Annotated in this window: 13 protein-coding genes; all 13 read left to right on the plus strand. The window is 47.8% G+C overall.

Translation table 11 applies throughout. The features are described from left to right. The first annotated feature begins 15 nt into the window (after positions 1–15). Entirely contained in the window at positions 16–1,182 is a 1,167-nt protein-coding gene (locus D7D25_RS03370) for a glycoside hydrolase family 172 protein (protein ID WP_122967544.1), read from the plus strand. A 55-nt stretch (positions 1,183–1,237) separates the two neighbouring features. Next, positions 1,238–3,184: a glycoside hydrolase family 172 protein gene (locus tag D7D25_RS03375; protein ID WP_370453821.1), complete on the plus strand. Its 1,947-nt coding sequence runs from the start codon at positions 1,238–1,240 to the stop codon at positions 3,182–3,184. A gap of 43 nt (positions 3,185–3,227) precedes the next feature. After that, complete coding sequence (locus D7D25_RS03380; RefSeq protein ID WP_122967545.1) at positions 3,228–5,321, plus strand: hypothetical protein; 2,094 nt, start codon at positions 3,228–3,230, stop codon at positions 5,319–5,321. A 100-nt stretch (positions 5,322–5,421) separates the two neighbouring features. Further along, positions 5,422–6,675 carry a DUF6786 family protein gene (locus D7D25_RS03385; RefSeq protein ID WP_122967546.1) on the plus strand — a complete coding sequence of 418 codons (1,254 nt, stop codon included), beginning with the start codon at positions 5,422–5,424 and terminating at the stop codon, positions 6,673–6,675. A gap of 348 nt (positions 6,676–7,023) precedes the next feature. Next, positions 7,024–8,472, plus strand: a complete 1,449-nt coding sequence (gene fucP, locus D7D25_RS03390; protein ID WP_122967547.1) for an L-fucose:H+ symporter permease — start codon at positions 7,024–7,026, stop codon at positions 8,470–8,472. Between the two features lie 5 nt (positions 8,473–8,477). After that, on the plus strand, positions 8,478–10,127 hold the full coding sequence (locus tag D7D25_RS03395) for a ribulokinase (protein ID WP_122967548.1): 1,650 nt from the start codon (positions 8,478–8,480) through the stop codon (positions 10,125–10,127). Between the two features lie 277 nt (positions 10,128–10,404). Next, positions 10,405–11,421: a LacI family DNA-binding transcriptional regulator gene (locus D7D25_RS03400; protein ID WP_122967549.1), complete on the plus strand. Its 1,017-nt coding sequence runs from the start codon at positions 10,405–10,407 to the stop codon at positions 11,419–11,421. Between the two features lie 155 nt (positions 11,422–11,576). Beyond that, positions 11,577–12,503, plus strand: coding sequence for a dihydrodipicolinate synthase family protein (locus D7D25_RS03405; protein ID WP_122967550.1), 927 nt, complete (start codon positions 11,577–11,579; stop codon positions 12,501–12,503). A gap of 162 nt (positions 12,504–12,665) precedes the next feature. Beyond that, positions 12,666–13,679: a PKD domain-containing protein gene (locus D7D25_RS03410; RefSeq protein ID WP_122967551.1), complete on the plus strand. Its 1,014-nt coding sequence runs from the start codon at positions 12,666–12,668 to the stop codon at positions 13,677–13,679. Positions 13,680–13,702: 23 nt separating this feature from the next. Continuing rightward, on the plus strand, positions 13,703–17,137 hold the full coding sequence (locus D7D25_RS03415; protein ID WP_122967552.1) for a SusC/RagA family TonB-linked outer membrane protein: 3,435 nt from the start codon (positions 13,703–13,705) through the stop codon (positions 17,135–17,137). Between the two features lie 13 nt (positions 17,138–17,150). Then, entirely contained in the window at positions 17,151–18,806 is a 1,656-nt protein-coding gene (locus tag D7D25_RS03420; RefSeq protein ID WP_122967553.1) for a SusD/RagB family nutrient-binding outer membrane lipoprotein, read from the plus strand. 223 nt (positions 18,807–19,029) lie between these two features. Then, entirely contained in the window at positions 19,030–21,210 is a 2,181-nt protein-coding gene (locus D7D25_RS03425; protein WP_122967554.1) for a hypothetical protein, read from the plus strand. 48 nt (positions 21,211–21,258) lie between these two features. Next, positions 21,259–22,614, plus strand: coding sequence for a PhoPQ-activated pathogenicity-related family protein (locus D7D25_RS03430; RefSeq protein ID WP_122967555.1), 1,356 nt, complete (start codon positions 21,259–21,261; stop codon positions 22,612–22,614). The last annotated feature ends 21 nt before the right edge of the window (positions 22,615–22,635 follow it).

A 22,635-nucleotide genomic window follows, 5' to 3' on the forward strand; every position in this document is an offset into this window, starting at 1 on the left:
TAAATAATATGCACTATGCGTTTGAAACCAACTTTCATTTTTCTTTTTTGTATTGCATTCACGGCAACCGTTTTTTCCCAAAATCGTGATTTCAATGGTCTGGATATGAATATGGGAAACCTCTATCGTCTTTCAAAAGCGGAGACACGCTCTATCAGTCCGGAAAATTTCACCGGCGAGAAAGGGAAAGGGGGAATGGCTATCCCGGATCCCAACGCGCCCCGCAATACGGCGAATGCTACAAATCCTGCACGAGATCTGGGACAGGGCTGGAAAGTGAATCCGTTTGTGACGATCAATCCGGGTGAAACGTTCACCATGGCCCAAATTGAAGGGCCGGGCGCTATTCAGCATATCTGGATGACGCCGACAGGCAACTGGCGTTTTTCCATTATACGTATCTACTGGGATGATGAAACGGAACCGTCAGTAGAGGCACCTGTGGGTGATTTCTTCGGCATGGGATGGAATGAATATGCCCATTTGAATTCCCTGCCTGTAACCGTCAATCCGGGTAGTGCGTTCAATTGTTATTGGGTGATGCCGTTCCGTAAAAAATGCAGGATCACCATGACCAATATCAATGATGAACAGCCGATGAACCTCTATTATCAGGTCGATTATACGCTGACCGATGTGCCTGACGATGCTGCCTATTTCCATGCGCAATTCCGCCGCACAAAAGTGAATGAAACCTCCGATTATACCATTGTCGACGGAATAAAGGGAGAAGGGCACTATGTAGGTGTCTATATGGCCTGGCAGGTGAATAACAATGGCTGGTGGGGCGAAGGAGAAATCAAATTCTTCATGGATGGGGACAAGCAATTCCCTACCATCATAGGAACCGGAACTGAGGATTATTTCTGCGGATCGTATAATTTCGACCGGCATGGGAAATATGTTACTTTCACAACACCTTATGCCGGATTGGTACAGGTATTGCCTCCCGATATTACCTACAAATCCGGACAACGATTCGGAATGTATCGCTGGCATGTGATGGATCCTATACGGTTTAAGAAAGACCTGAGAATCACTATCCAGGATCTGGGCTGGCGGCAGGGACACCGTTATCTGCCACAGAAATCGGATATCTCGTCCACTACTTTCTGGTATCAGAAAGAGCCTCATGCCCCGTTTCCCAAGTTTCCTTCCTGGCAGGAATTGGAAGTGAATTGACCCTATGGTCCGAATGATAAAACCGATACAGGAATAATTAAAATATAATGAAAGAATGATGAAGGGAATAGGATTGAAGACATTATCACTCATTTTACCGTTTTTATTATCTCTCTTTCTGATGAACGGCCAAACTCAAACCTACCGGTGGAGCGATGAGGTGGAACTGTTGAAAAAAGTAGACCGCTTGCCCGCATACCGACATGATCAGTTTATCGAACAGGAGTCGAGTTACGACCGGACGGGCGGAAACGACGACGGATTTAGTGGTAACCATTCTTACATCCGTAAGGAGAAGGAGGGATTGGTGCTGGCCGAATTCCAAGGGCCCGGTGTAGTAAACCGTATATGGACTCCTACCCCTACAGAAGACACACTGTTGTTTTACTTCGATGGGGAAAGGGTTCCACGCCTGAAGATTCGTTTTATCGATCTTTTTTCCGGAATGGTCTATCCTTTCGTAAAACCGGTTTGTGGTAATGAAATAGGAGGGTATTACAGCTATATCCCTATTCCATTCGCAAGATCATTAAAGATCGTGTTCCAGGGAGAACGGATCATGTTCCATCAAATTCAATACCGGATGCTACCCGGAATGAATGTGGAAAGCTGGACCGGGAATTTCTCCGCTTCCGACAAAGAATTGTTGGCAGAGGTGACTGACGCATGGGGGGATATATCTCCTGCAGTAAACCGCTATGCAACCGGTTTATCGTCCAATGTCCGTACCGAAGAAAAATCATTTACTATTGAACCGGGAGAAGAGGCGGCTTTCTTTGAGAAAACAACCTCCGGCCGTATTGTCGGTTTTGAGATTGACGGTGGAACTGCATTTGAAGGGACTTATAAAGATATCATCCTTTCCGCCAAATGGGATGATGAACAGGTAGAAGCCATCCATGCGCCCCTGGCTGATTTTTTCGGTTATGCCTACGGAAAACCGGCTATGCGAAGTATCGTGATGGGACGGCAGCAAACTTCCAATTACTGTTACCTGCCCATGCCTTTCGATAGATCGGCTTCCATGAAACTCATCTATGAGAAAAGGGAAGGAGTACAGCAAAACGCTGTAGCGGTGAATGTGAAAGTATATTATAACGACAACCGACGAAATATCAATGAGGAAGGGAAACTCTATACCGTTTGGAGAAGAGAAAAACCTGAATCGGGTCAGTTCTATACTTTTATGAAAACCCAAGGAAAAGGTCATTATGTGGGGACCATCCATCAGGCACAGGGTTTGCGACCGGGTATGACTCTTTTCTTCGAGGGAGATGATACCACACATGTGGATGGAAAAATGCGTCTGCATGGTACCGGTTCGGAAGATTATTATAACGGAGGGTGGTATGCGCTGCTCGACCGGTGGGACAGGGGAATCAGCATGCCGGTACACGGTTCGCTTGATTATTCCCTGCCCATGGGACGTACCGGAGGCTACCGTTTTTTCCTTTCGGATAAGATGTCTTTCGGGAAAGAAATCTATCACGGTATGGAACATGGAGAGGTAGGCAATGATTTTCCCGTAGATTATACGTCTGTCGCATTCTTTTACGCGGCACAACCGTTGAAAGAACGGATGGAACCGACCGCGGATTTAAGGGAGGTCTACTTTCCTGAAAAACATATCTATTTCCCGCAGCTGATGGAGATTACCCTCGACAGGGGAATACAGGCTATTTTAGACAGGGGCTTGATGCTTACCTCCTTTGGACAGGGTATGGTCAGGGTGATGCTTAGGGATGTGCCCGAAGGGAAATACAGGGTGTTGGTCAACTATCACGAAAAGCCCAATGGGGCCGATTTCCAGGTATGGCAACGGCAGAATCAACTCTCGGAGTGGATTTCCTCAAAAGCAGACAAAGAAACCTTCAGGGAGAATGTCCATGTTGGGGATATACAACTCACTTCCCAGACTAACTCTGTCACCTTCCATGTCAGGAACAATGATAAAGCCGACCAGTTCGAACTGAATCAGATCATACTCGAAAGAATAAATTGATTTACTGATTTGATGATGTGGCGATTTTGATGATTTGAAAGATATGATAAAGAGGCTTATTTATATAGTGTTGGGTATGGTTGGGATTTTCTCTTCCGTGCTGCCTGCACAGGATGCCAAGGTAGGGAGTCAATCTTTGCCGATGGAGCTGAAACTGCCCCGTTCATTGGAGAAGACTGTTCGGAAAATCCAATATGACCTTTTGGGGTGTGAAAAGGGATCCAGCCGGATCGAGGTGGTGGACGAAAATTGTCTGCATATACAATTCAGTTTTTCTCCCGGTAAAACCGTCCGCCAGGATGACTGGCAGGTGATTGTCACTCCGGGGTTTACCCCGTCTTTTTATTGGGCGCCCCACCTTACACCTACCGGCAGTCATATTATCGACCAGCATGTATTCCGTTCTCCGGCACTGGTCGTGGCCGATGACCGGCAGGTGATTACCCTGATCCCCGATCTTGATATCATGAAAAAGGGAACTCCGGTAAGGTGGTATCTCGATCTCGATGCCGAGAATAATCGCCTGGTATTGGGGATGAGTGACAGCAGGGTCGACGATCATGTCCTGTTTGTCCGTGAGCCGGGTGCCGAGTATCCGCCGGGGGAAGTGGAGATCGGATTTTTCCTGATGGCGCATAGTGACGAAGCGTCACTTAAAAACCCTTTCAGGAGGCCACTCGATTTCCTCTGGAATCGTTGGGGGCATGATCTTTATAGGGCCGGGAATCCGGTAGATGCCGATTTGGAACGATATGTGGAGCATACCTATAACTGGGCTTTCAACAGTTGGGCGGATAACCTATGGCAGGAATTCGATCTGGACGGTAAGAAAGTCGGTTCACCGGTTTTTATCGTGAATGTCACGCAAAGCCCTAATTATCAGGGAGAAGTCAATGAGAGGGAGTTCCGTTCGGTATGGAACCAGGCATGGTTCAGTTCCCTGCGTTCTGCCGGGGGGTTGTACCGGTACGCCAGAAGGACGGGCAACACAGCCTTGATGGAAAAGGCGCTGCTTACCAAAGAGCTGGCTCTCTCTTTTCCGCAGGTTGAAGGTTTCTTTTACGGCTTGATCGGCACAGAGATGCATCAAGTGGAAATCGAGGGGAAAAAATATAACCGTAGTAAGGGATGGGACGCCTACTACTGGGGAAATTCAAACCGCAATCCTTATAGCTGGAATGCTGCCGAATCACCCTTTCATATCCTCGATATGAGCTGGACCGCGTTGCTCATGCTTCGTTGGTATGATGAACTGGAAAAGGATGAACGATTGCTCCATTACGCGGAGCAATACGCCGGATCATTGCTCGGTGTCCAGTCGAAAAACGGTTTTTTCCCGGGATGGCTCGACCTGCGCACGCTGCAACCGATGGCTCACCTGAACGAGTCGCCAGAGACCTCTATGTCGGCGACCTTTCTTTTGAAACTCTTTGAGCTGACCGGAAAACAGAAATACAAGGAGGCAGGTCTCAAAGCCATCGATGCGGTGATCCGTGACATCATTCCCTCGGGAAGATGGGAGGATTTCGAGACCTACTGGTCCTGCTCGCGGTATGGAGCAGACCACCTGGTCGGGAAAAAGGTCGTCAGGAATAATATGTACAAACAGAATAATTTTTCCATGTTCTGGACGGCTGAAGCACTGTTCGAATGTTACCGGCTGACCGGCGAGCGGCGATATCTGGATCAGGGACAGCGTACCCTCGATGAATTACTGATGACACAGGCTTCGTGGCAGCCGCCCTATATGTATGTGAATGTGCTTGGCGGTTTCGGGGTATTGAATGCCGATGCCGAATGGAACGACTCCCGCCAGAGTCTCTTCTCCGAGTTGATCCTGCAATACGGGAAACTTTTGGGTAGTGATGAGTACAATGAGAGAGGGTGGGCTGCGCTGAAAGCATCGTTTGTAATGATGTATAGTCCCCTTAATCCTGTCACTAAAGCACAATGGGAGAAAGTCTATCCCTTCTTCGGAGAGGAAGATTATGGTTTTATGATGGAAAATTACGGCCATGGAGGGCGTACCAGCCCCGAAGGTGAAGGAATGGGAGAATTCACGATATACGATTGGGGGAACGGTGCAGCGGCGGAAGCCTATAACCGTATTCTCGATAAATTCGGAAAAATCAAGTGAAATTATTAAATAATCGACGCGGCCAATTACGAAGTAACCGATATTGTCGATAAAGTGTTTGGTTACTGATTCTTGGCTCTTGTGTCTAATTTTTATTCTTATGCAACGAAAAAAAACTTATCGCAGTGTAATGCCTGCCATCATCGGAGGTGCAATTTTACTCTCCTGTACAGGCAACGTGAAAACATCAGAAAATATGGAAAAGGAATATGAAAAGGGAACTTTCGGATATGATCTTGACTATCTGTCCGAAAAAGATGAGGGATTGATCGTGCTGAAGTCGGAAGATGGAAAGGCACAAATAATCCTCTCGGCGAAGTATCAGGGAAAAGTATTTACTTCCACGGCCAATGGCCCGGAAGGAAATAGTCACGGATTCGTAAATTACAACTTCTTCGATGCGGGTATGGAAGATGAACACATGAACGGTTTCGGCGGAGAAGATCGTTTCTGGCTTGGCCCGGAAGGCGGGAAGTATTCCATCTTCTTTGAGCCGGGGAAAGAACAGGTATATGATAACTGGCATACTCCCAAAGCCGTCGATATCGAAGAGTGGGAGGTGAAGCGTGTGACTCCAAAAGAGGCTGTTTTTGTCAAGGAAATGGAACAGAAGAACTACTTGGGAAGTCTCCTGCATATCGCGATAGAGCGGAAAGTTGCATTGCTTTCCCCCAGTGAAATAACGGATAAATTACAGGTTGAAATACCTCAAGGAGTGAATGGCGTGGCCTATGAAACAACCAACAAAATTGTCAATGGCAATGATTTCGAATGGACGCCGAAGACCGGTACGGTCTGTATATGGATGCTCGACATGTTCAATCCTTCCGAATCTGCCGTCACTGTGATCCCTTATAATACCGGTGACGGGGAAATACTGGGTAAAGTGGTGACATCCGATTATTTCGGTGACATTCCTGCCGACCGCCTGGTTGACGATAACGGTATCCTCTATTTCAAAACCGATGGAAAATCAAGAGGCAAACTGGGAATGAATGCCAAACGCACCAGGTCGATCGCGGGAAATTATGATCCGATTGCAAAGCGATTGACCATCGTGACATTTGATGCTGACCCGGAGGCGACCTATTTGAATCAGGAATGGAATCCTGACAGGGATCCGCTTACAGGAGATGCGTTGAATGCTTATAACGACGGTCCGTTGGAAGACGGAAGCATTATGGGCCCCTTCCTCGAACTGGAAAGTTGTTCGCCCGCTGCGTTCCTGAAACCGGGAGAGTCGCTCTCCCACAGACACAACGTATTCCATTTCACAGGCGATCAGACAAGTCTCTCTCCTATTGCTGAGAAATTATTGGGGGTAAACCTTGAAAAGGTCAGGACAATATTTTAAATCAGATTGGTCTCTTAGAAACTGTTTTGAATTTTACGAGTAATTATTTCACGCTTATTTTTCCACTCTTTCATCTTGGTTTTTTGCCCTTTTTCGCGCCTTTGAACTTTCATTTCTTTTAAGTGGCCCGCCACATTTCAATCAATGAAAATCCCAATCCATCAAAAAATGGCTAAAAAACAATGGATGAAAAAATTCAAAACAGCTTCTTAATTTCTTAACATCAGACTTCTTAAATAATTATTTAAAACAATAAGGGACTGGAAATGAGAGCAAATATCGACTGTTTGAAAGTTGATTTCAAATATCCTTGCTCTTTGTTCTTGACTCTTTATTCTAAACAAAATTATGAACACAAAGAATGTAGAAAAGCCCCGATTGATCCCTCCCGGGATACTGTTCCCTTTTATCCTTCTTACTTCGCTCTTCTTTATCTGGGCGGTGCCCAACAATATGACCGACACCATGCTGGCGGCGTTCAAGCGCATCATGAGCCTGACCGATACGCAAACAGCATGGATCCAGGTAGTTTGCTATCTTCTCGGGTACGGTTGTTTCGCCCTTCCCGGAGCAATTTTTATCAAGAGACGCACCTTCAAATCAGGAGTATTGTTAGGACTCTCGCTTTGTATAACGGGGTCGATGCTCTTTTATCCGGCTATGCTGGTAAATGATTTCAGTTCGCCATTGAGTTTCGCCACCTATCTTTTCGGTATTTTCATATTGTTTGCAGGATTATCAGTACTTGAAACTTCTGCCAATGCCTATGTCTATGCACTTGGTGATCCGATAACCGCCACCCGCAGATTGAATTTCTCCCAATCGTTCAATCCATTTGGCGCGTTGACCGGTGTGCTGGCCAGCCAGATATTTGTCTTGTCTCAGTTGAATACCATGACGGCCGGCGAAAGGGCTGTGCTGAGCTCATCGGAACTGGCCTACATCCAAAGGGGTGAACTGAATGCCGTCACCATGGCCTACCTGATCCTGGGGGCGGTGATGCTGGTATTGTTACTGCTGATCATATTCACCAGAATGCCGAAAGCACAGGACGATGATAAGAGTTTAGACCTGAAAGCGACATGGGGTCGGTTGAAAAGGAATAAGAATTACATCTGGGGAGTATTGGCACAGTTTTTCTATGTGGGTGCGCAGATCGCAGTCTGGTCGTTCATCATTCGTTATGTCATGCAGCAACTCGATTTAGACGCGGTGATCGCCGGCCTGGGTACAGATCCTTCGCAGGAAGCAATTATTGGCGCATTACGCAGTTTAGAACCGGTGGCAGGCGGTTTCTACGCACTTTGTGATGCGATCGGACTGGATGCGCTCTTGCCTCGTACAGCCGAGCAGGCGGGCGCCACTTACTATATCATGTCGCTTATTTTCTTTGTTCTCGGACGCTTTATCAGTACCTGGCTGATGAAATATATCCGCCCGGTGAATATATTGTCGGGATTGGGAATTCTGGCGGTAATCTTTTCACTTTTGGCGATCTACGGAGAAGGATTTGTGGGGGTATATGCCTTGATGGGTATCTCGGGTTGTATGTCCGCCATGTTTCCCACTATTTATGGTCTTGGCATGAGAGGGCTGGGAGATGATACCAAGATTGCCGGTTCGGGTATGGTAATGGCGATTGCCGGTGCAGCATTGCTGACGCAAGTGCAGGGTATTCTCTCCGATCAGGCGGGAAGCATTAAGTTCGCTTACTGGGTACCCGCCGTCGCATTCATTATCATTACTTATTACAGTTTTACGATCGCGCGCAGCAAGAAGTTGGGTAACGGAAAATAGAATAGATGGATATGGAAAAGTTAGTCATAGGTATTGATTATGGTACCGACTCATGTCGCGCCGTAGCGTTGGACACCCTATCCGGGAAAGAGTTGGCGACTGCGATCTCGGGTTATGCCCGCTGGGAAAAAGGATTATATTGTGATCCCTCTGCCAACCGCTACCGGCAGCATCCGCAGGATTATATTGATTCGCTTGTGGAGGTGATTCACCATGTATTGGCACAATTATCACCTGATGAGGTGAAAAATGTGGTTGCTCTTGGAATTGACACCACGGGGAGCACACCCTGCCTGACGGACCGCGACGGCACACCGTTGGCGTTGCTGCCCGAATATGCCGACGACCCCGATGCCATGTTTATTCTCTGGAAAGATCATACTTCTATCCGGGAGGCAGATGAAATCAATGCCCTGGCCCGTAAGTGGGAGACCGATTTTACGTCCCGCTCCGGGGGGATCTACTCTTCAGAGTGGTTCTGGGCTAAAGCGCTGCACGTACTTCGCGCAAATAAGAAAATAAGGGAGAAAGCCTGTTCCATTATTGAGCATTGCGACTGGATGCCGGCATTATTGACGGGAAATCTGCGGCCTGAACAGGTGAAGCGTAGCCGTTGTGCCGCGGGACACAAAGGTATGTGGGCGTCAGCATGGGGCGGTTATCCCTCGCAGGAGTTCCTTTCCGCTCTCGACCCCTTGTTCAGTGGATTTGCCGCCCTTCTGGAAAACAAAACTTACACAAGCGATGTCTCTGCCGGCAAACTGACCGACGAATGGGCGGGGCGGCTCGGTCTGCCTCAAAACGTCGATGTGGCCGTCGGCATTATCGATGCGCATGCCGGAGCTATTGGTGCGGGAATCACCGCGCACACGATGGTGAAAATTGTGGGCACCTCTACCTGCGATATTGTGGTTACCCCAAAAAAGGATATAGCCGGGAAGCTGATCCCCGGTATCAGCGGTCAGGTAGACGGGTCGGTTATTCCCGGCCTGATAGGTCTCGAGGCAGGACAATCTGCTTTTGGCGATGTGTATGCCTGGTGGAAGGAGATACTTTCCTGGTCGTTGAACCTGCTCCCCGAAGGGCAAAAGAGGGAAATAACAACCCAGATATTGTCGAAGCTCACCGAAGAGGCGGAAAAACTGCCGCTAACTGAGTCGGATCCGGTGGCCACCGACTGGTTGAACGGACGGCGTACCCCCTTTGCCGACCTCACCTTGAAGGGAGGCATTGCCGGTATCACTTTGGCTACTACCCCTGCGCAGATCTTCAAAAGCCTGGTGGAAGCCACAGCTTTCGGCTCCCGTGCTATTATGGAGCATCTTGAGAAAGAGGGTGTGCAGGTCAATGAGGTGATTGGAGTGGGAGGTATTTCATTGAAATCATCCTATGTGATGCAGACACTCTCCGATATCATGGGCGTACCTATTAAAGTGGCGGCTACACAACAGGCAGGGGCCTTGGGAGCCGCTATGTGTGCTGCTGTCGCGGCAGGTGCTTTCAATAGCATGGAAAGTGCCCTCCAATCCCTGGGGCAGGGTTATAAAACCGTATACCTCCCCCGCGTGGAAAACCGGGAGACGTATGATGTGTTGTATGAAAAATACCGGCAACTGAGCCGGTTTTTGGAAACAAGCGAAACAAATAATTATTAATTTCTCACCATTCAAATATGAAACCGGGATTGCCTGTCCAGTTTGAGCAGGTGGTCCTGGTTTTTTTGTAATAAACACATCCCAAAAATGAATAAATTACGCATCAAAATCTAAGATAAAATCGGAATATCTGGTAACAAAGCCAGCCATTCCAGGGTATTGAAGTGACATACTTTGTGCCAGAACTGAAAAGATGTTGTATAACATATGGATTAATTTTGCTAAAACGATTTAATAAAACTATTTTTGTAATTCATTCTTATTCTCTCACCTGCAAATGGAAAAAAAGGTATCGATAAAAGATATTGCGAAAATGGTAGGTGTCTCGCCCGCCCTTGTTTCAATGGTATTGAATGGGAAGGCTGCGCAATACAGGATCGGGGAGGAAGTTGCCAGGCGGGTTGTGAAGACTGCGAATGAGATGCATTATGCGCCGAATCTTGTCGCAAAAAATTTACGGTCTGGAAAAACTCAGTTGGTAGGTTTGATCGTTACCGATATTTCCAATCCCTTTTATTCGGCCATCGCGCGAATTGTAGAGGATAGGGCCAGCGAATTGAATTACACTGTGTTGATAAGTAGTACGGATGAAAATCTGAAAAATACGGAAAGATTGGTGGATGTGCTGCTCAACAAAGGGGTAGAAGGATTGATACTGGTGCCATGCGATGGTTCGATGAAGCTCATTCAAAGACTGTATGACAGCCATTTCCCTACAGTGTTGCTGGACAGATATTTCCCGGATATAGATTTGAGCTCATCCTGTTTGGATAATTACAAGGCCACCGAACTGGCCACGGAGCATCTGCTCGGTCAAGGATATAAAAACATCGCGTTGATCGCTTATAATACCGAAATGCATCATATTTTAGATCGTATTTCCGGTTATGAGGACACGATGAAAAATGCGGGACTAAGTGCTTATGTGCATGTCAGGAAGGTAAATATTCTGAATCCGAAACCGGATATCAGAGAAGCGTTGGAAGAATTGATCCATAGCGAGCATGTGGATGCCATTATGTTTTTGACCAATATGCTCGCCACCAATGGATTGTACTGCTTGAATGAAATGAATGTGAAAATACCGGACGATGTGGCAGTAGTGGGTTTTAATGGAAATGACGCGTTTCATCTCTTTTATTCACCCATCACCTATATCAGGCAACCGATCGAGCAAATTGCAAAGGGATCAATCGATATATTGATTAAAAGCATCAAGAAAAGTAATTATAAATCAAAACTATTTTTAGAGCCGGAACTGGTGATACAGCAGTCATCCCAAAGGCACCCGTAGAAAAACAGACTGGAATTATGATGATGGGGAATTTTTGTAGACCTCCAAGCTAAATCGTTTTAGCTGATGGAGTGAAAAAGAGAAAACAAAGAAGAGGGTCTCTTGGACAGGGTAGATAAAAAAGAATAAATTAAAAATAAAATAGTTTTAATCATATGCAATACAGGCAAATAAAATCACTTGAAGGGATCATTGTCCCTCTTGTGACACCATTGTCCGGAAATAGCCGGATCGACATCGAAGGATTGAATAATCTGGTTGAACACGTGATAAGAGGTGGGGTACATGGTATTTTCATTCTGGGTACCACCGGTGAGGCGCAAAGTTTAAGTATGAACCAGCGTGAAGAGATGATAAAGGAAACAAGCCGGATACTGCGAAATCGATTACCTCTTTTGGTGGGTATTTCCGACACCTCCCTCAGCGACAGCGCTGCTTTGGCTCAAAAGGCGTATGAAGCCGGCGCATATGCTGTTGTTGCGACGCCTCCTTATTATTTTGCTGCCGCCCAATCGGAGTTGATCGGCTATTTCGAGAATCTGATTTCTCTGTTACCCCTCCCTTTGTTTTTGTATAATATGCCTGTGCATACAAAAGTGGCATTTGATCCTAAAACGATTAAGCATATTGCGCAAAATGAAAAGGTGATTGGTTTTAAAGACAGTTCCGCCAACGGTACTTATCTACAGACTGTGATGTACATCATGAGAGAAAGACCTGAATTCATGATTTTTGTCGGTCCGGAAGAAATGACTGCTGAAATGGTGTTGATGGGTGCTCACGGAGGAGTCAACGGAGGAGCCAACTTATTCCCTGAATTGTATGTCGAATTGTATAATGCCGCCAAATCTCATGATATGGAAAAAGTGAGGAGTTTGCAGCAAAAAGTGATGCGGATATCCACCGGTATTTACAGTAGAAGCAAGCATGCCTCCAGCTATCTCAAAGGCCTCAAATGTGCCTTGTCCGTGGCAGGTATTTGCGGTGATTTCCCGGCTATGCCCTTTTCTCATTTCAATGAGGAGTATCGAAAAGAAATAGAGAACGAAATGGCCGCGATGACCGGTCTTCATTTCCGATAAGGGGGGCAGACCGTGGCGCAAGTAACTTTTACTCTACATAGTGCTTCCTGAATTTAATTATCTCGTAACCCTAATATATTTTATGCCCTCATTCAATTCATTCATTTAATAAAACCATAGTGAATATTATCCAAGTTATTAATCCAAAAACGCAACAATTGTATGAGAAGAGTTGTCTATTACCTTTCATCCGTTTTTTTGTACCTGCTGGTTCTCATTTTTCCGGCATGCTCAGATGACGGATCACAAACGGAATTTCCGCTTTCCGCCCGGATTTTCCACAGTATAGCCGGAAAGCAGGCGGCATTTACGGCGCTTACCCACGGTGCGGTAAGCTGGCAGTGGGATTTTGGAGACGGGAACACCAGCAACGAGAAAGATCCCGTTCATCTGTACGGGGAGGGCGGCTATTATAAGGCTACATTAACGGCTAAAGACCATGCCGGCAATTCGGTAACCGCGCAAGTGAGTTTGGCCGTCGCGCTCACTCCTTATGCCCTGTTGACAGGAGACCATACAGCCGAAGGGTACGACGGAAAAACATGGAGACTGACCCAGTCGCATACTTCCAAGGACAAGTTGGTGAACTCGGACCCGAACTTTTCGTTGCTTTCCCCAAAAATCACGTCGCTTCCCAAGGGAGCCTTCGATGTGTATGTGGGAATCAAAGAAGCCTATAACGACGAGTTTACTTTTTATCATGACGGCAGGTACAGGCAGAACACTTCAGACGGCACCTCTTTCGGTGGCATTGTCTATGCCACGGTATTGAAGCAGGCGGGGTTGGCCCAAATTACCAAGACAGGGGGAAAAGCGGCGTTGGGTCAGGATCTTTTTGCCTTGACAACCTGTACACCCGGCGAAAATGCGACATTTGTGTTCAATGGGAACGAAGACTTCACCATACCCACTGTTCCTAAATTCGCGACCGGTACGCAACCTTCCGGTATTCCTGTGGTAACCTATCCGGGTGTGATGACCTTGGATTTTCCCAACTCGGATGCGTTCATCGGAATAAGGGACTTCCACCGGAAAGTGATTGTGCAGGAGATCACGGACAACTCCATGCGGTTGGTCATGTTTATGACTTTGGACCCCAAGGCCATATTCAGTCAAAAACCCTTGATTGCCTTAAGCACTTCTGCCGCAATTCTGACATTCGAAGCAGTTAAATAACCCTATTTAAACCCATGTGATCTATGGAAACAAATAAATGGCCAATCCATACATTTCTGAACCGGCATGTGATCCTCTCCCTTGTCATCCTCCTGTTTTTTTCAGTGGAAAACGGCTTTGCGGGGACAACCGATACGGGGCAAGGCCCCATCACCGTTACCGGCAAAATAACGTCGGGCTCCGACAGCATGCCGCTTATCGGAGTCAGCATCGTCGTGAAAGGAACCGCGGTGGGCACTGTCTCCGATGTGGAAGGAGACTATAAAATAAACGTGCCCTCCAACGCAACGCTTGTTTTTTCCTATATAGGATATGTGACGCGGGAAATAGCGGTCGCCGGCCGCGCCAATATCAACATCGTCATGGAAGAGAGTGCTGAAACGCTGAGAGAAGTAGTCGTTACCGCCCTCGGGATCAGCCGTGAAGAGAAATCACTCGGTTATTCCGTGGGAAAACTGGGCTCCGAAGAAATAGCCAAGGTGGTGCATGAGAATGTGCTTACTTCCATGGCGGGAAAAGTAACGGGGGTGACTATCAATTCGACCGGCGGCGCGGGATCCACAGTCAGCATGATCATCCGGGGAGCCACCTCCATGAGTACCGATAACCAGCCTTTGTTCGTGATCGATGGGGTGCCGATGGGCAGTTCCGTGAATAATGTGGGCGGTTTTGGAAACGGTAACCTGGTCGACTACGGGAATGCGATTTCAGACATCGATCCGGAAAGTATTGAAAGCGTTTCCATCCTGAAAGGACCCAGCGCCGCGGCGCTGTACGGTACCCGTGCCGGTAACGGGGTTGTGCTTATCACTACAAAAAAGTCGGACCGGAGAGGCGGAATGAAAGTGGAAGTGGTATCGAATACCGTTTTCGACATCCCGTCAAGATACTTAGACGTGCAGAACCGTTTTGGATTCGGCTCCAGAAGCTATACGGGCTCAACCTTTCCCGACGGGATCATTCCGGCTTTCAACCCGTCGGAACAGGCAGGAGCAGGTCCGGAACTGAACAAAGGTTATTGGCAGGTACAGCCCTTTGCGCCACTCGATGCCAATGGAGTTCCCATACCCACGGAATTGGTCTCCTATCCCGACAATTACAAGCATTTTATTAATAGTAGCGCCATCACCACTACCAACAGCGTGGCGATTTCAAGCAGCAACGACAAGTTGAACTACCGGCTCGGTGTCTCCAATATGACCAACAAGGGGTTGGTGCCCAATTCGGACCTGAACCGGAACAACCTCACACTCGCCGCCGTGTCGGAAGTGATGAAAGGGCTTACGGTCACTACAGATATCAACTACACGCAGAATTGGGCCGACAACAGGCCGGCCACGCAAGAACGGGGTGCCAACCCTCTCCAATGGGCTGCCTGGACACCCCCCAATGTGGATATCCGCAAATTGAAAGATTATGCGCTTGGCGGGGGAGAAGTGCTCAACATAGGCAAAGGCTGGGAAAATCCATACTTTCTCGCCTATGGCGTCAATAACAGTTTCAAAAGGAACAGGCTTATCGGGAATGTCTCCCTCACATGGGAGATAATCCCCCAATTGAGCGTGATGGGAAGATACGCGTTGAATAGATCGGACGACGTTAAGGAGACAAAAATGGATCCGGGATACTCCAAGGAACCCAATAACGGGGCCTACGGTATTGTTACCAGCGAAAGCACGGAAACCAATGCCGATATGCTGGCCACTTACAAAAACCGTTGGAATGACTTCTCCCTTACCGCCTCTGCCGGAGGCAACCTCCTCTATTCCACCTGGGCGAGTGTGAGCAATTCCTCGAAACCGGGATCGGGATTGATTATTCCCTATCTGTATACGATCCAGAATATTGAAAACACCTCTTTGAGCTATTTCAATGCCCGTTACGAGAGGGCAATCAACAGCCTTTACGCCATGGCCAATCTGGGATGGAGAGACATGGCCTATCTCGACCTGACAGCCAGAAACGACTGGGCCAGCACACTCCCTGCGCAAAACAGATCCTATTTCTATCCCTCCGCCTCTTTGAGTCTTTTGCTGAATAACATGTTTGACATGGGAAGGGATGTAAATCTACTCAAAATAAGGGGAGGTATCGCCCAAGTAGGAAATGACACCTCCCCCTACAGCCTCTATGCCACCTACCATGATGCGGGACAATGGGGTGACGCGATACGCCTCGGCAAGCCCGGCGACCTCTTGAATCCCACCTTGCTCCCCGAAGAATTGAAATCCTATGAGGTGGGGATGGACCTGAAAATGTTCAATAACAGGTTGCGATTCGAGGGAACCTGGTACCGGGCGGATAACCGCAACCAGATCCTTAGCGTGCCGTTGGCCGGGTCGACCGGGTTCGGAAGTATAAAAGTCAATTCCGGCTTGTTGCAAAGCAAAGGCATGGAATTGATGCTTGGCTTTACGCCAATTGAGACCAAAGACTGGAGATGGGACCTGAACGTAAATTTCACAAAGAATAAAACTTGGTTGCTGCAATTGTCGGAAGGGACCGATTTTGTGCAGTTCTGGAATGAAGCCCGGGTGAGAAATATTGCTTATGCGAAAGATGAATCCTTGGGCAGGGACGGGTTGATCGGCAACCTTTATACCCGGAAGATACTGCGGGTGACCGACAAAAACTCCAAATATTACGGTTATCCGCTGTTGCCGGAGAACGACGAAGATGCCGAATGGCAGTCGGAGGACGATTACTCCAAGGCAGGTAACTATAACCCCGATTTTATCATGGGACTCCAGACCTCCGTCACATACAAGAATTTTACTTTGAGCATGACGTTCGACTGGCGATCGGGAGGCCAGTATGTGTCACAAACCTGGCGTTACCTCACCGAGGGGGTTGTTTCAAACACATGGCTTAACCAGTTGGTCACGCCACCCGACGGATTGGGAGGTAGCCCCAGTCAGGCGCTTCGTGATTGGGTGGTGGCCAATGCCGACAGGTTGATTTATACCAATAATCCACGGCCTGTGGGGGGGCCCACTCCCGATTTCGGCGGGTTTTACAACACGTTCTTCACAGGTGTCGGAGCATACGACGGCACTTTTGCCCCAGGCGTATACGGCCGCTATGACGATAATGGCAATTTTATCCTTATCAGGGAGAACCTGGGAAATGAGGGTACTGAATTCAGGCCCTATGTGATGAGTTATCCGTGGGATATCGGCGAGGTCAATATTTTTGACGCGGACTATGTGAAGTTGAGGGAGATCGCGTTGAACTACAGCGTTCCCGATAAGGCGGCCCGGAAATTGAGGATGAGAGACCTCAACATCTCCGTATATAGCAGGAACATCATGCTTTGGACCAAAAACGCCGGAATGGGAATAGACCCCGAAAGGGCCTACCAATCAGACAGTGGCGGAGGTTTTAAGCAAGGCGTCGAACGTTTTAACGCCGAGCCCTGGGTGGTTCCGGTCGGGTTTAAATTAAGTTTTACTTTTTAATCGAGATAATGTCATGCACAAGTTAAAAAACAGTTTTACCATATTTTTAACGCTTGTACTCGGATTGGTGGTTTCGTGCAAGGACCTGGATGAGCTGAATATCAATCCGAACGGCGTGGATCCGGCAATCGCGGATCTAAACTACTTGTTGCCCACGATTCAGACGAATTTGGGGCAGACCGTTTATGATATTGGTTTTGGCACCTTCTCCGGAATTATGCAACATACCCAGCAAACCGGCTGGTTCCGCGGTTATAATAATTACGATTGGAACACCCTTTCACATAGCTGGAACGGGTATTACACCATTTTGATGAATAACGACGAGTATTTCAAAAAAGCGGTCAAACAAGATTACAAATTCCACGAGGGGGTGGCCCGGATCATGCGGGCTTATGTCTTCGGCCTGATCACCGATATATGGGGCGACGCTCCTTATAAAGAAGCGCTTAAGGCGGAACAGGGATCAAACCACTTTATGCCGGCCTTCGATCCGCAACGGGAAATTTATCACGGTATCCTCGCCGACTTGGACACGGCCAATACGCTCTTGTCGGAAAGCGCGGGCAAGTATCGAAACATTGTGCCCAAACAGGATGTGATATACCGGGGCGATGTCTCCAAATGGCGAAAATTCGCCAATTCCCTGGCATTGCGTTACTATATGAGGCTACAAGCCAAAGAGCCGGCGTTTGCGGAAGAGGGAATCAAGAAAATTGCAGGTGATCCTGTCAAACACCCCCTGATAAGGTCGGCCGACGACGATGCCAACATCAGTTTTCCCGGCACCTCGTTAGATACTTCCAACCCATTGAACACCGTGTATGACCTAAAACCGGACGGGGCTTACATGAGAGTAAAAATGGGAAAAACATTGGTGGACGTAATGAGGAAACAGGATGATCCCCGTTTGGGAATATGGGCTGATAAGATTCAAATCCCGTTGATTCTGGTTTCGGGAACAGAGATTGACCGGATCAATGACAAGGGTGAAAGAGAGGTTTCGCAGGACAAGGTGACCGCTTTTGAAGCCAATGGCATGAAGGTGGATTTTGATTCGGAGTTTGTCGGAGTGACCATCTCCCATCCGTTGGTGCAGATTTTCAATATGAACAATGCCAATGCCGCCCAGGGAACAGTAAATCCGCATGCCTCCCATTTAAACGGCAGGTATAAGAAGACTTCCGATCCTCTTGTGCTGATGAGGTTGATCTCTGCCGCGGAGGTCAACCTGATACTCGCCGAAGCCGCGTTCAGGGGATGGATCGCCGGTAATCCGGCCGATTATTATGCCGACGGAGTGAGGGAGTCATTTAAAGCATGGGGAGTGGAAAAGGAGTGGGGCACTTATATTGAAAACGCTCCTTATGATGGATTGGAAAGTATTATTGAACAAAAGTGGATTGCCCATTGGACAACTGCACATGAAGCTTGGTTCGACTGGAGGAGAACCGGCTTGCCGGCGTTGAAAACAGGGCCGGCGGCTGCGCGTCCCGTGTTGCCTGTCCGTTGGTATTACCATACCACCGATGAGATTGAAAAGAACAGGGCCAATGCTGAAGCGGCTATCGCAAAGTTGGAAGCCACGCCGTATCAGGGTACCGACCAAACCAAAAACAGTGCCTGGTCGAAGATGTGGCTCCTTCAGGGGACAGATAAACCGTGGTGATGAAATGGAACCAAGAGTCAAGAACCAAGACTTTGGATTTAAGATGTGGGATTTATGATTTTAGATGTAAGATGTGAGACTTAGGATGTGGAATTTGAATATGTCGATTTTCAATCGAGATGTGGGATTTGGGAATTGAAAACTTTTCGTTCCCAATCCCTCACTCTTCACTCTTCACTTTTCACTTTTAATTTTTCATTCTTCACTTTTAATTTTTAATTATATGAAATTCAGCCATATAGGTGTTTTTCTGTGCCTCTTGTTGGCAAAGCCTGCTTTTGCGGGAAAAGTTGACCTGCCGGTAAAGGACGAGCCTTATGCCGTCCCGGTATCGGTGAAGTATGCATTATCTCCGAAATGGAAAGATGTCCGCTTCAAGAAAGTTGTGGCAGATGGGGATAACAGTATTTTCATATTGACTGATGCCGGCCTCTTCCGTGATTTTCCGGGGGAAATCATTTCCAAGGATCTCCGGTACGCCTCCCTGGCAGATAAATGTCCTGTCGATATTTGTGTCCAGGAAGGGACTGGTTATCTCTATTATCTGTATCCCGACCGTTTCCTTACCAATAAACATGCCGGTGCAATATGCGGCCTGCTGCCTGAAAACAAATACAGTCACATGGCCGTAAACAGCAAGGATGACGTCTTGTTGATAGGGGAGCGGGCGGGTGTGGTATATAACCGAAACACCAAGGTCAGGGAGTTGGGTCTTCCTCCTGATGGGCTGGTCAGGGTGTATGTGTCGGACGACCGATTCTGGTATCTGTCTGCCACAGGCATCTATTGGCTTGACCGTGACAAATGGGTGAAGATCCATTCCGGTAAAAACCTGACAGCAATGGCATTCAATGGGGATAAGATAGCCGTGGGTACCACGGATGGCTATTACGTGATTGACCGGAGCGGAAAAATCGTTGAATCTCATAACAATAAGCTTCCCGTACCCCTTATTAACGTGATGTTGGCCGTGGATGGAAACTATTGGTTTGCAACCGATCAGGGCGCTTTTGTCAAACAACCCGGGGGGTTCGACTATTACGCCTCCAAACGTTGGCTCGATCAGGACAAGATCATAGATATGGCCGCGGACAGCGACGGAAACCTTTACTTTTTAACCCCGTCCGGTTTGAACAAGGTGCAGTTTGAACAGGAAACACTGGCTGAAAAAGCAGCGTTTCTGCAGGACAACCTGCGCAAGTATCATCTCCGTTATGGTTTCTCATCCGCTTCGCGGTTGGTCGACCCGGATGATCCTGCCACCCTGCGCCTCGACGATGATGACAATGACGGTTTATGGACCTCATTCTATCTGGGAAGTCAGGCATTCCGTTATGCCGTCACCAAAGAGGAGAAAGCCAAAGAGTATGTATGGGAATCATTCGAGGCTTTTGAAAGATTACTGACTATCCATCCCATAGAGGGATTTTCGGCAAGGACATTCGAGCGGACAGGTTATATCGCCGGAGACACCATCCCCTGGAGGCCCGCCCCCGACAAGAACTGGTGGTGGAAGGGAACCACCAGCACCGATGAGTTTGTGGGTTATCTGTTCGTCACCTCCGTGATAGACCAGTTTGTCGCGCAGACGCCGGAAGAGAAAAAACGGGTGGCGGACTATTTCGATGCTATCATGACCCATATCATCGCCAACGATTATTATTTTATCGATCATGATGGTAAACCCACACTCTGGGGCAGATGGAATCCCGAGTATGTGAACTCTTTTGCCACCACCCAGTTCGACCGCAGGTTGAACAGCACATTGACCATCACCGGGTTGCAATTGGCCTATAAACTCACAGGAAAAGAGATCTATAAGAGTGAGGCGTTTCGTATGATGGAAGAGCATGGATATCTGGATAATATGAAAATACCGATGGGCAATATCCGTTTTACCCCGGGATTCCAGCACCAGGGAATCACCATGGGAGAGGACTGGAACCATTCTGATGATGAGATGGCATTCCTTACCTATTGGGTGTTATACCATTATGCGTTTGACGATACCTTAAAGCGGGAATATGCGAAAATGATACGCGATCATTGGGAGATTGAGAAACCGGAACGCAATGCACTCTGGAACCTGCTGGCCTATGGAACATCGGGTGATATCGATCTGGAATCCACCCTCTGGTATCTGCAAGGGTTTCCCAAAGACCGTCGCCGTTATGTGGTGAAAAACTCACACCGGAAAGACCTGGAATTTCTGCCGAAAGATGCCAGCACCAACTTCAGGGAGCAGACAACTACCCAACTTATCCCTAAAAGGGAACGGCCGCTGAATAGGCATAATAATAACGAATTTATTATTGACGGAGGAAGGGGCACGCATCAGCAGCTTACCGGCGATGAGTTTCTGTTGCCTTATTGGATGGCGCGTTACCTTGATGTGATTCGATGACGTGATGGTGTGTAATTCATTATAAAACTAAAAAATAAAATTGAACGTATGAAGAGATTACTGTTTATTTTAACTGTCTATTTTTGCGTTATTGTTGGATTTGGCCAACAAGCGATTACGCCTGAAACGGCACTGGATGCCTATGTCCACAACGATGATCCTACCTGGGGATGGGAAGTGCGCAACAGATACCCAATCGATGACACGGAGGTCTATTCCTTGCTGTTCATCTCTCAGAAATGGCATGGGATGCTATGGAAGCATGAACTCATTGTCTTTGTCCCGCAATCTGTAAAACAGGACGGAGCACTCCTGTTTATTGACGGAGGGTCGGTAAATGACGGCATTCCCAAATTTTCGAAGGAGGATAATGCCTTGTTCATGTTCCTCTCGGCCCTGGCCAACCGGAATAATGCCCTTGTATGTATATTGAAACAGGTGCCCAATCAACCCCTTTATGGCGGCTTGAAAGAAGATGCGTTGATCTCCCATACGCTCAATGAGTTCAGGAAAGACAAAGATTACTCCTGGCCATTGCTTTTTCCTATGACCAAAACGGCGTACAAGGCCATGGATGCGGTGCAGGAATTTGCCGCGCGGCAATTGGACCGGCAGGTAAACCGTTTCCTGGTTTCAGGGGCATCGAAGCGGGGATGGACAACCTGGCTTACCGGGGCGCTTCAGGATCCACGTGTGGAAGCCATCGCTCCCATGGTGATTGAAATGCTGAACATGCCGGCCAGCCTGGATTATCAGAAACAGGTATACGGTGAATATAGTGAAGAGATCAATGATTATGTCAAACTGGAGATCCCGCAGGCAATCCACAGTGAATTTGGAAACGCTGTGGTACAGATGATAGACCCTTATTCCTACCGCGAAAAACTGACAATGCCCAAAATGATTTTTATGGGAACAAATGACCCTTATTGGGTTGTGGACGCCATTAAACATTATATCAACGATATTCCCGGGCATAACCTGTTGCATTACGTTCCCAACGCAGGCCACGGTTTGGGAGATAAGAGGCAGGCTTTTGCAGCGCTCGGTTCGTTCTTCGCCCATATGCTGGACAAGACGGATTATCCTGCCTGTGAGTGGAACCTGACGGGGAAAGGTAAAAATATTGACCTGAAGGTGAAAGCCTCTCCCGATAACTTGGTAGGGGCTACCCTATGGAAATCGGTCTCGGACAGCAGGGATTTCCGTAAAGCGACCTGGACCAAAAGCGACATACAGCTGAATGCCAAGAACAGGTCGGCTGTCGACCTCAGGATTCAATATCCGAAAAAAGGATTCCAGGCCTTTTATGTGGACCTGGTCTATAAAGATCCTCATGGCGACGAATACACGGTCAGTACACGGACCTTTGTCTCGGACAACAAAAAAGTATTTGTAGAGTAATGGCTGATTTTTAATTAATAA

The sequence above is a fragment of the Proteiniphilum sp. X52 genome (assembly GCF_003712195.1).
Taxonomy (GTDB): domain Bacteria; phylum Bacteroidota; class Bacteroidia; order Bacteroidales; family Dysgonomonadaceae; genus Proteiniphilum.

Excerpts from the sequence above, each read along its gene's own strand:
- D7D25_RS03385 (WP_122967546.1), top strand. The coding sequence starts at position 5,422 with ATGCAACGAAAAAAAACTTATCGCAGTGTAATGCCTGCCATCATCGGA.
- D7D25_RS03375 (WP_370453821.1), top strand. The coding sequence starts at position 1,238 with ATGATGAAGGGAATAGGATTGAAGACATTATCACTCATTTTACCGTTT.
- D7D25_RS03430 (WP_122967555.1), top strand. The coding sequence starts at position 21,259 with ATGAAGAGATTACTGTTTATTTTAACTGTCTATTTTTGCGTTATTGTT.
- D7D25_RS03395 (WP_122967548.1), top strand. The coding sequence starts at position 8,478 with ATGGATATGGAAAAGTTAGTCATAGGTATTGATTATGGTACCGACTCA.
- fucP (WP_122967547.1), top strand. The coding sequence starts at position 7,024 with ATGAACACAAAGAATGTAGAAAAGCCCCGATTGATCCCTCCCGGGATA.
- D7D25_RS03410 (WP_122967551.1), top strand. The coding sequence starts at position 12,666 with ATGAGAAGAGTTGTCTATTACCTTTCATCCGTTTTTTTGTACCTGCTG.
- D7D25_RS03425 (WP_122967554.1), top strand. The coding sequence starts at position 19,030 with ATGAAATTCAGCCATATAGGTGTTTTTCTGTGCCTCTTGTTGGCAAAG.
- D7D25_RS03415 (WP_122967552.1), top strand. The coding sequence starts at position 13,703 with ATGGAAACAAATAAATGGCCAATCCATACATTTCTGAACCGGCATGTG.
- D7D25_RS03370 (WP_122967544.1), top strand. The coding sequence starts at position 16 with ATGCGTTTGAAACCAACTTTCATTTTTCTTTTTTGTATTGCATTCACG.
- D7D25_RS03400 (WP_122967549.1), top strand. The coding sequence starts at position 10,405 with ATGGAAAAAAAGGTATCGATAAAAGATATTGCGAAAATGGTAGGTGTC.
- D7D25_RS03420 (WP_122967553.1), top strand. The coding sequence starts at position 17,151 with ATGCACAAGTTAAAAAACAGTTTTACCATATTTTTAACGCTTGTACTC.
- D7D25_RS03380 (WP_122967545.1), top strand. The coding sequence starts at position 3,228 with ATGATAAAGAGGCTTATTTATATAGTGTTGGGTATGGTTGGGATTTTC.
- D7D25_RS03405 (WP_122967550.1), top strand. The coding sequence starts at position 11,577 with ATGCAATACAGGCAAATAAAATCACTTGAAGGGATCATTGTCCCTCTT.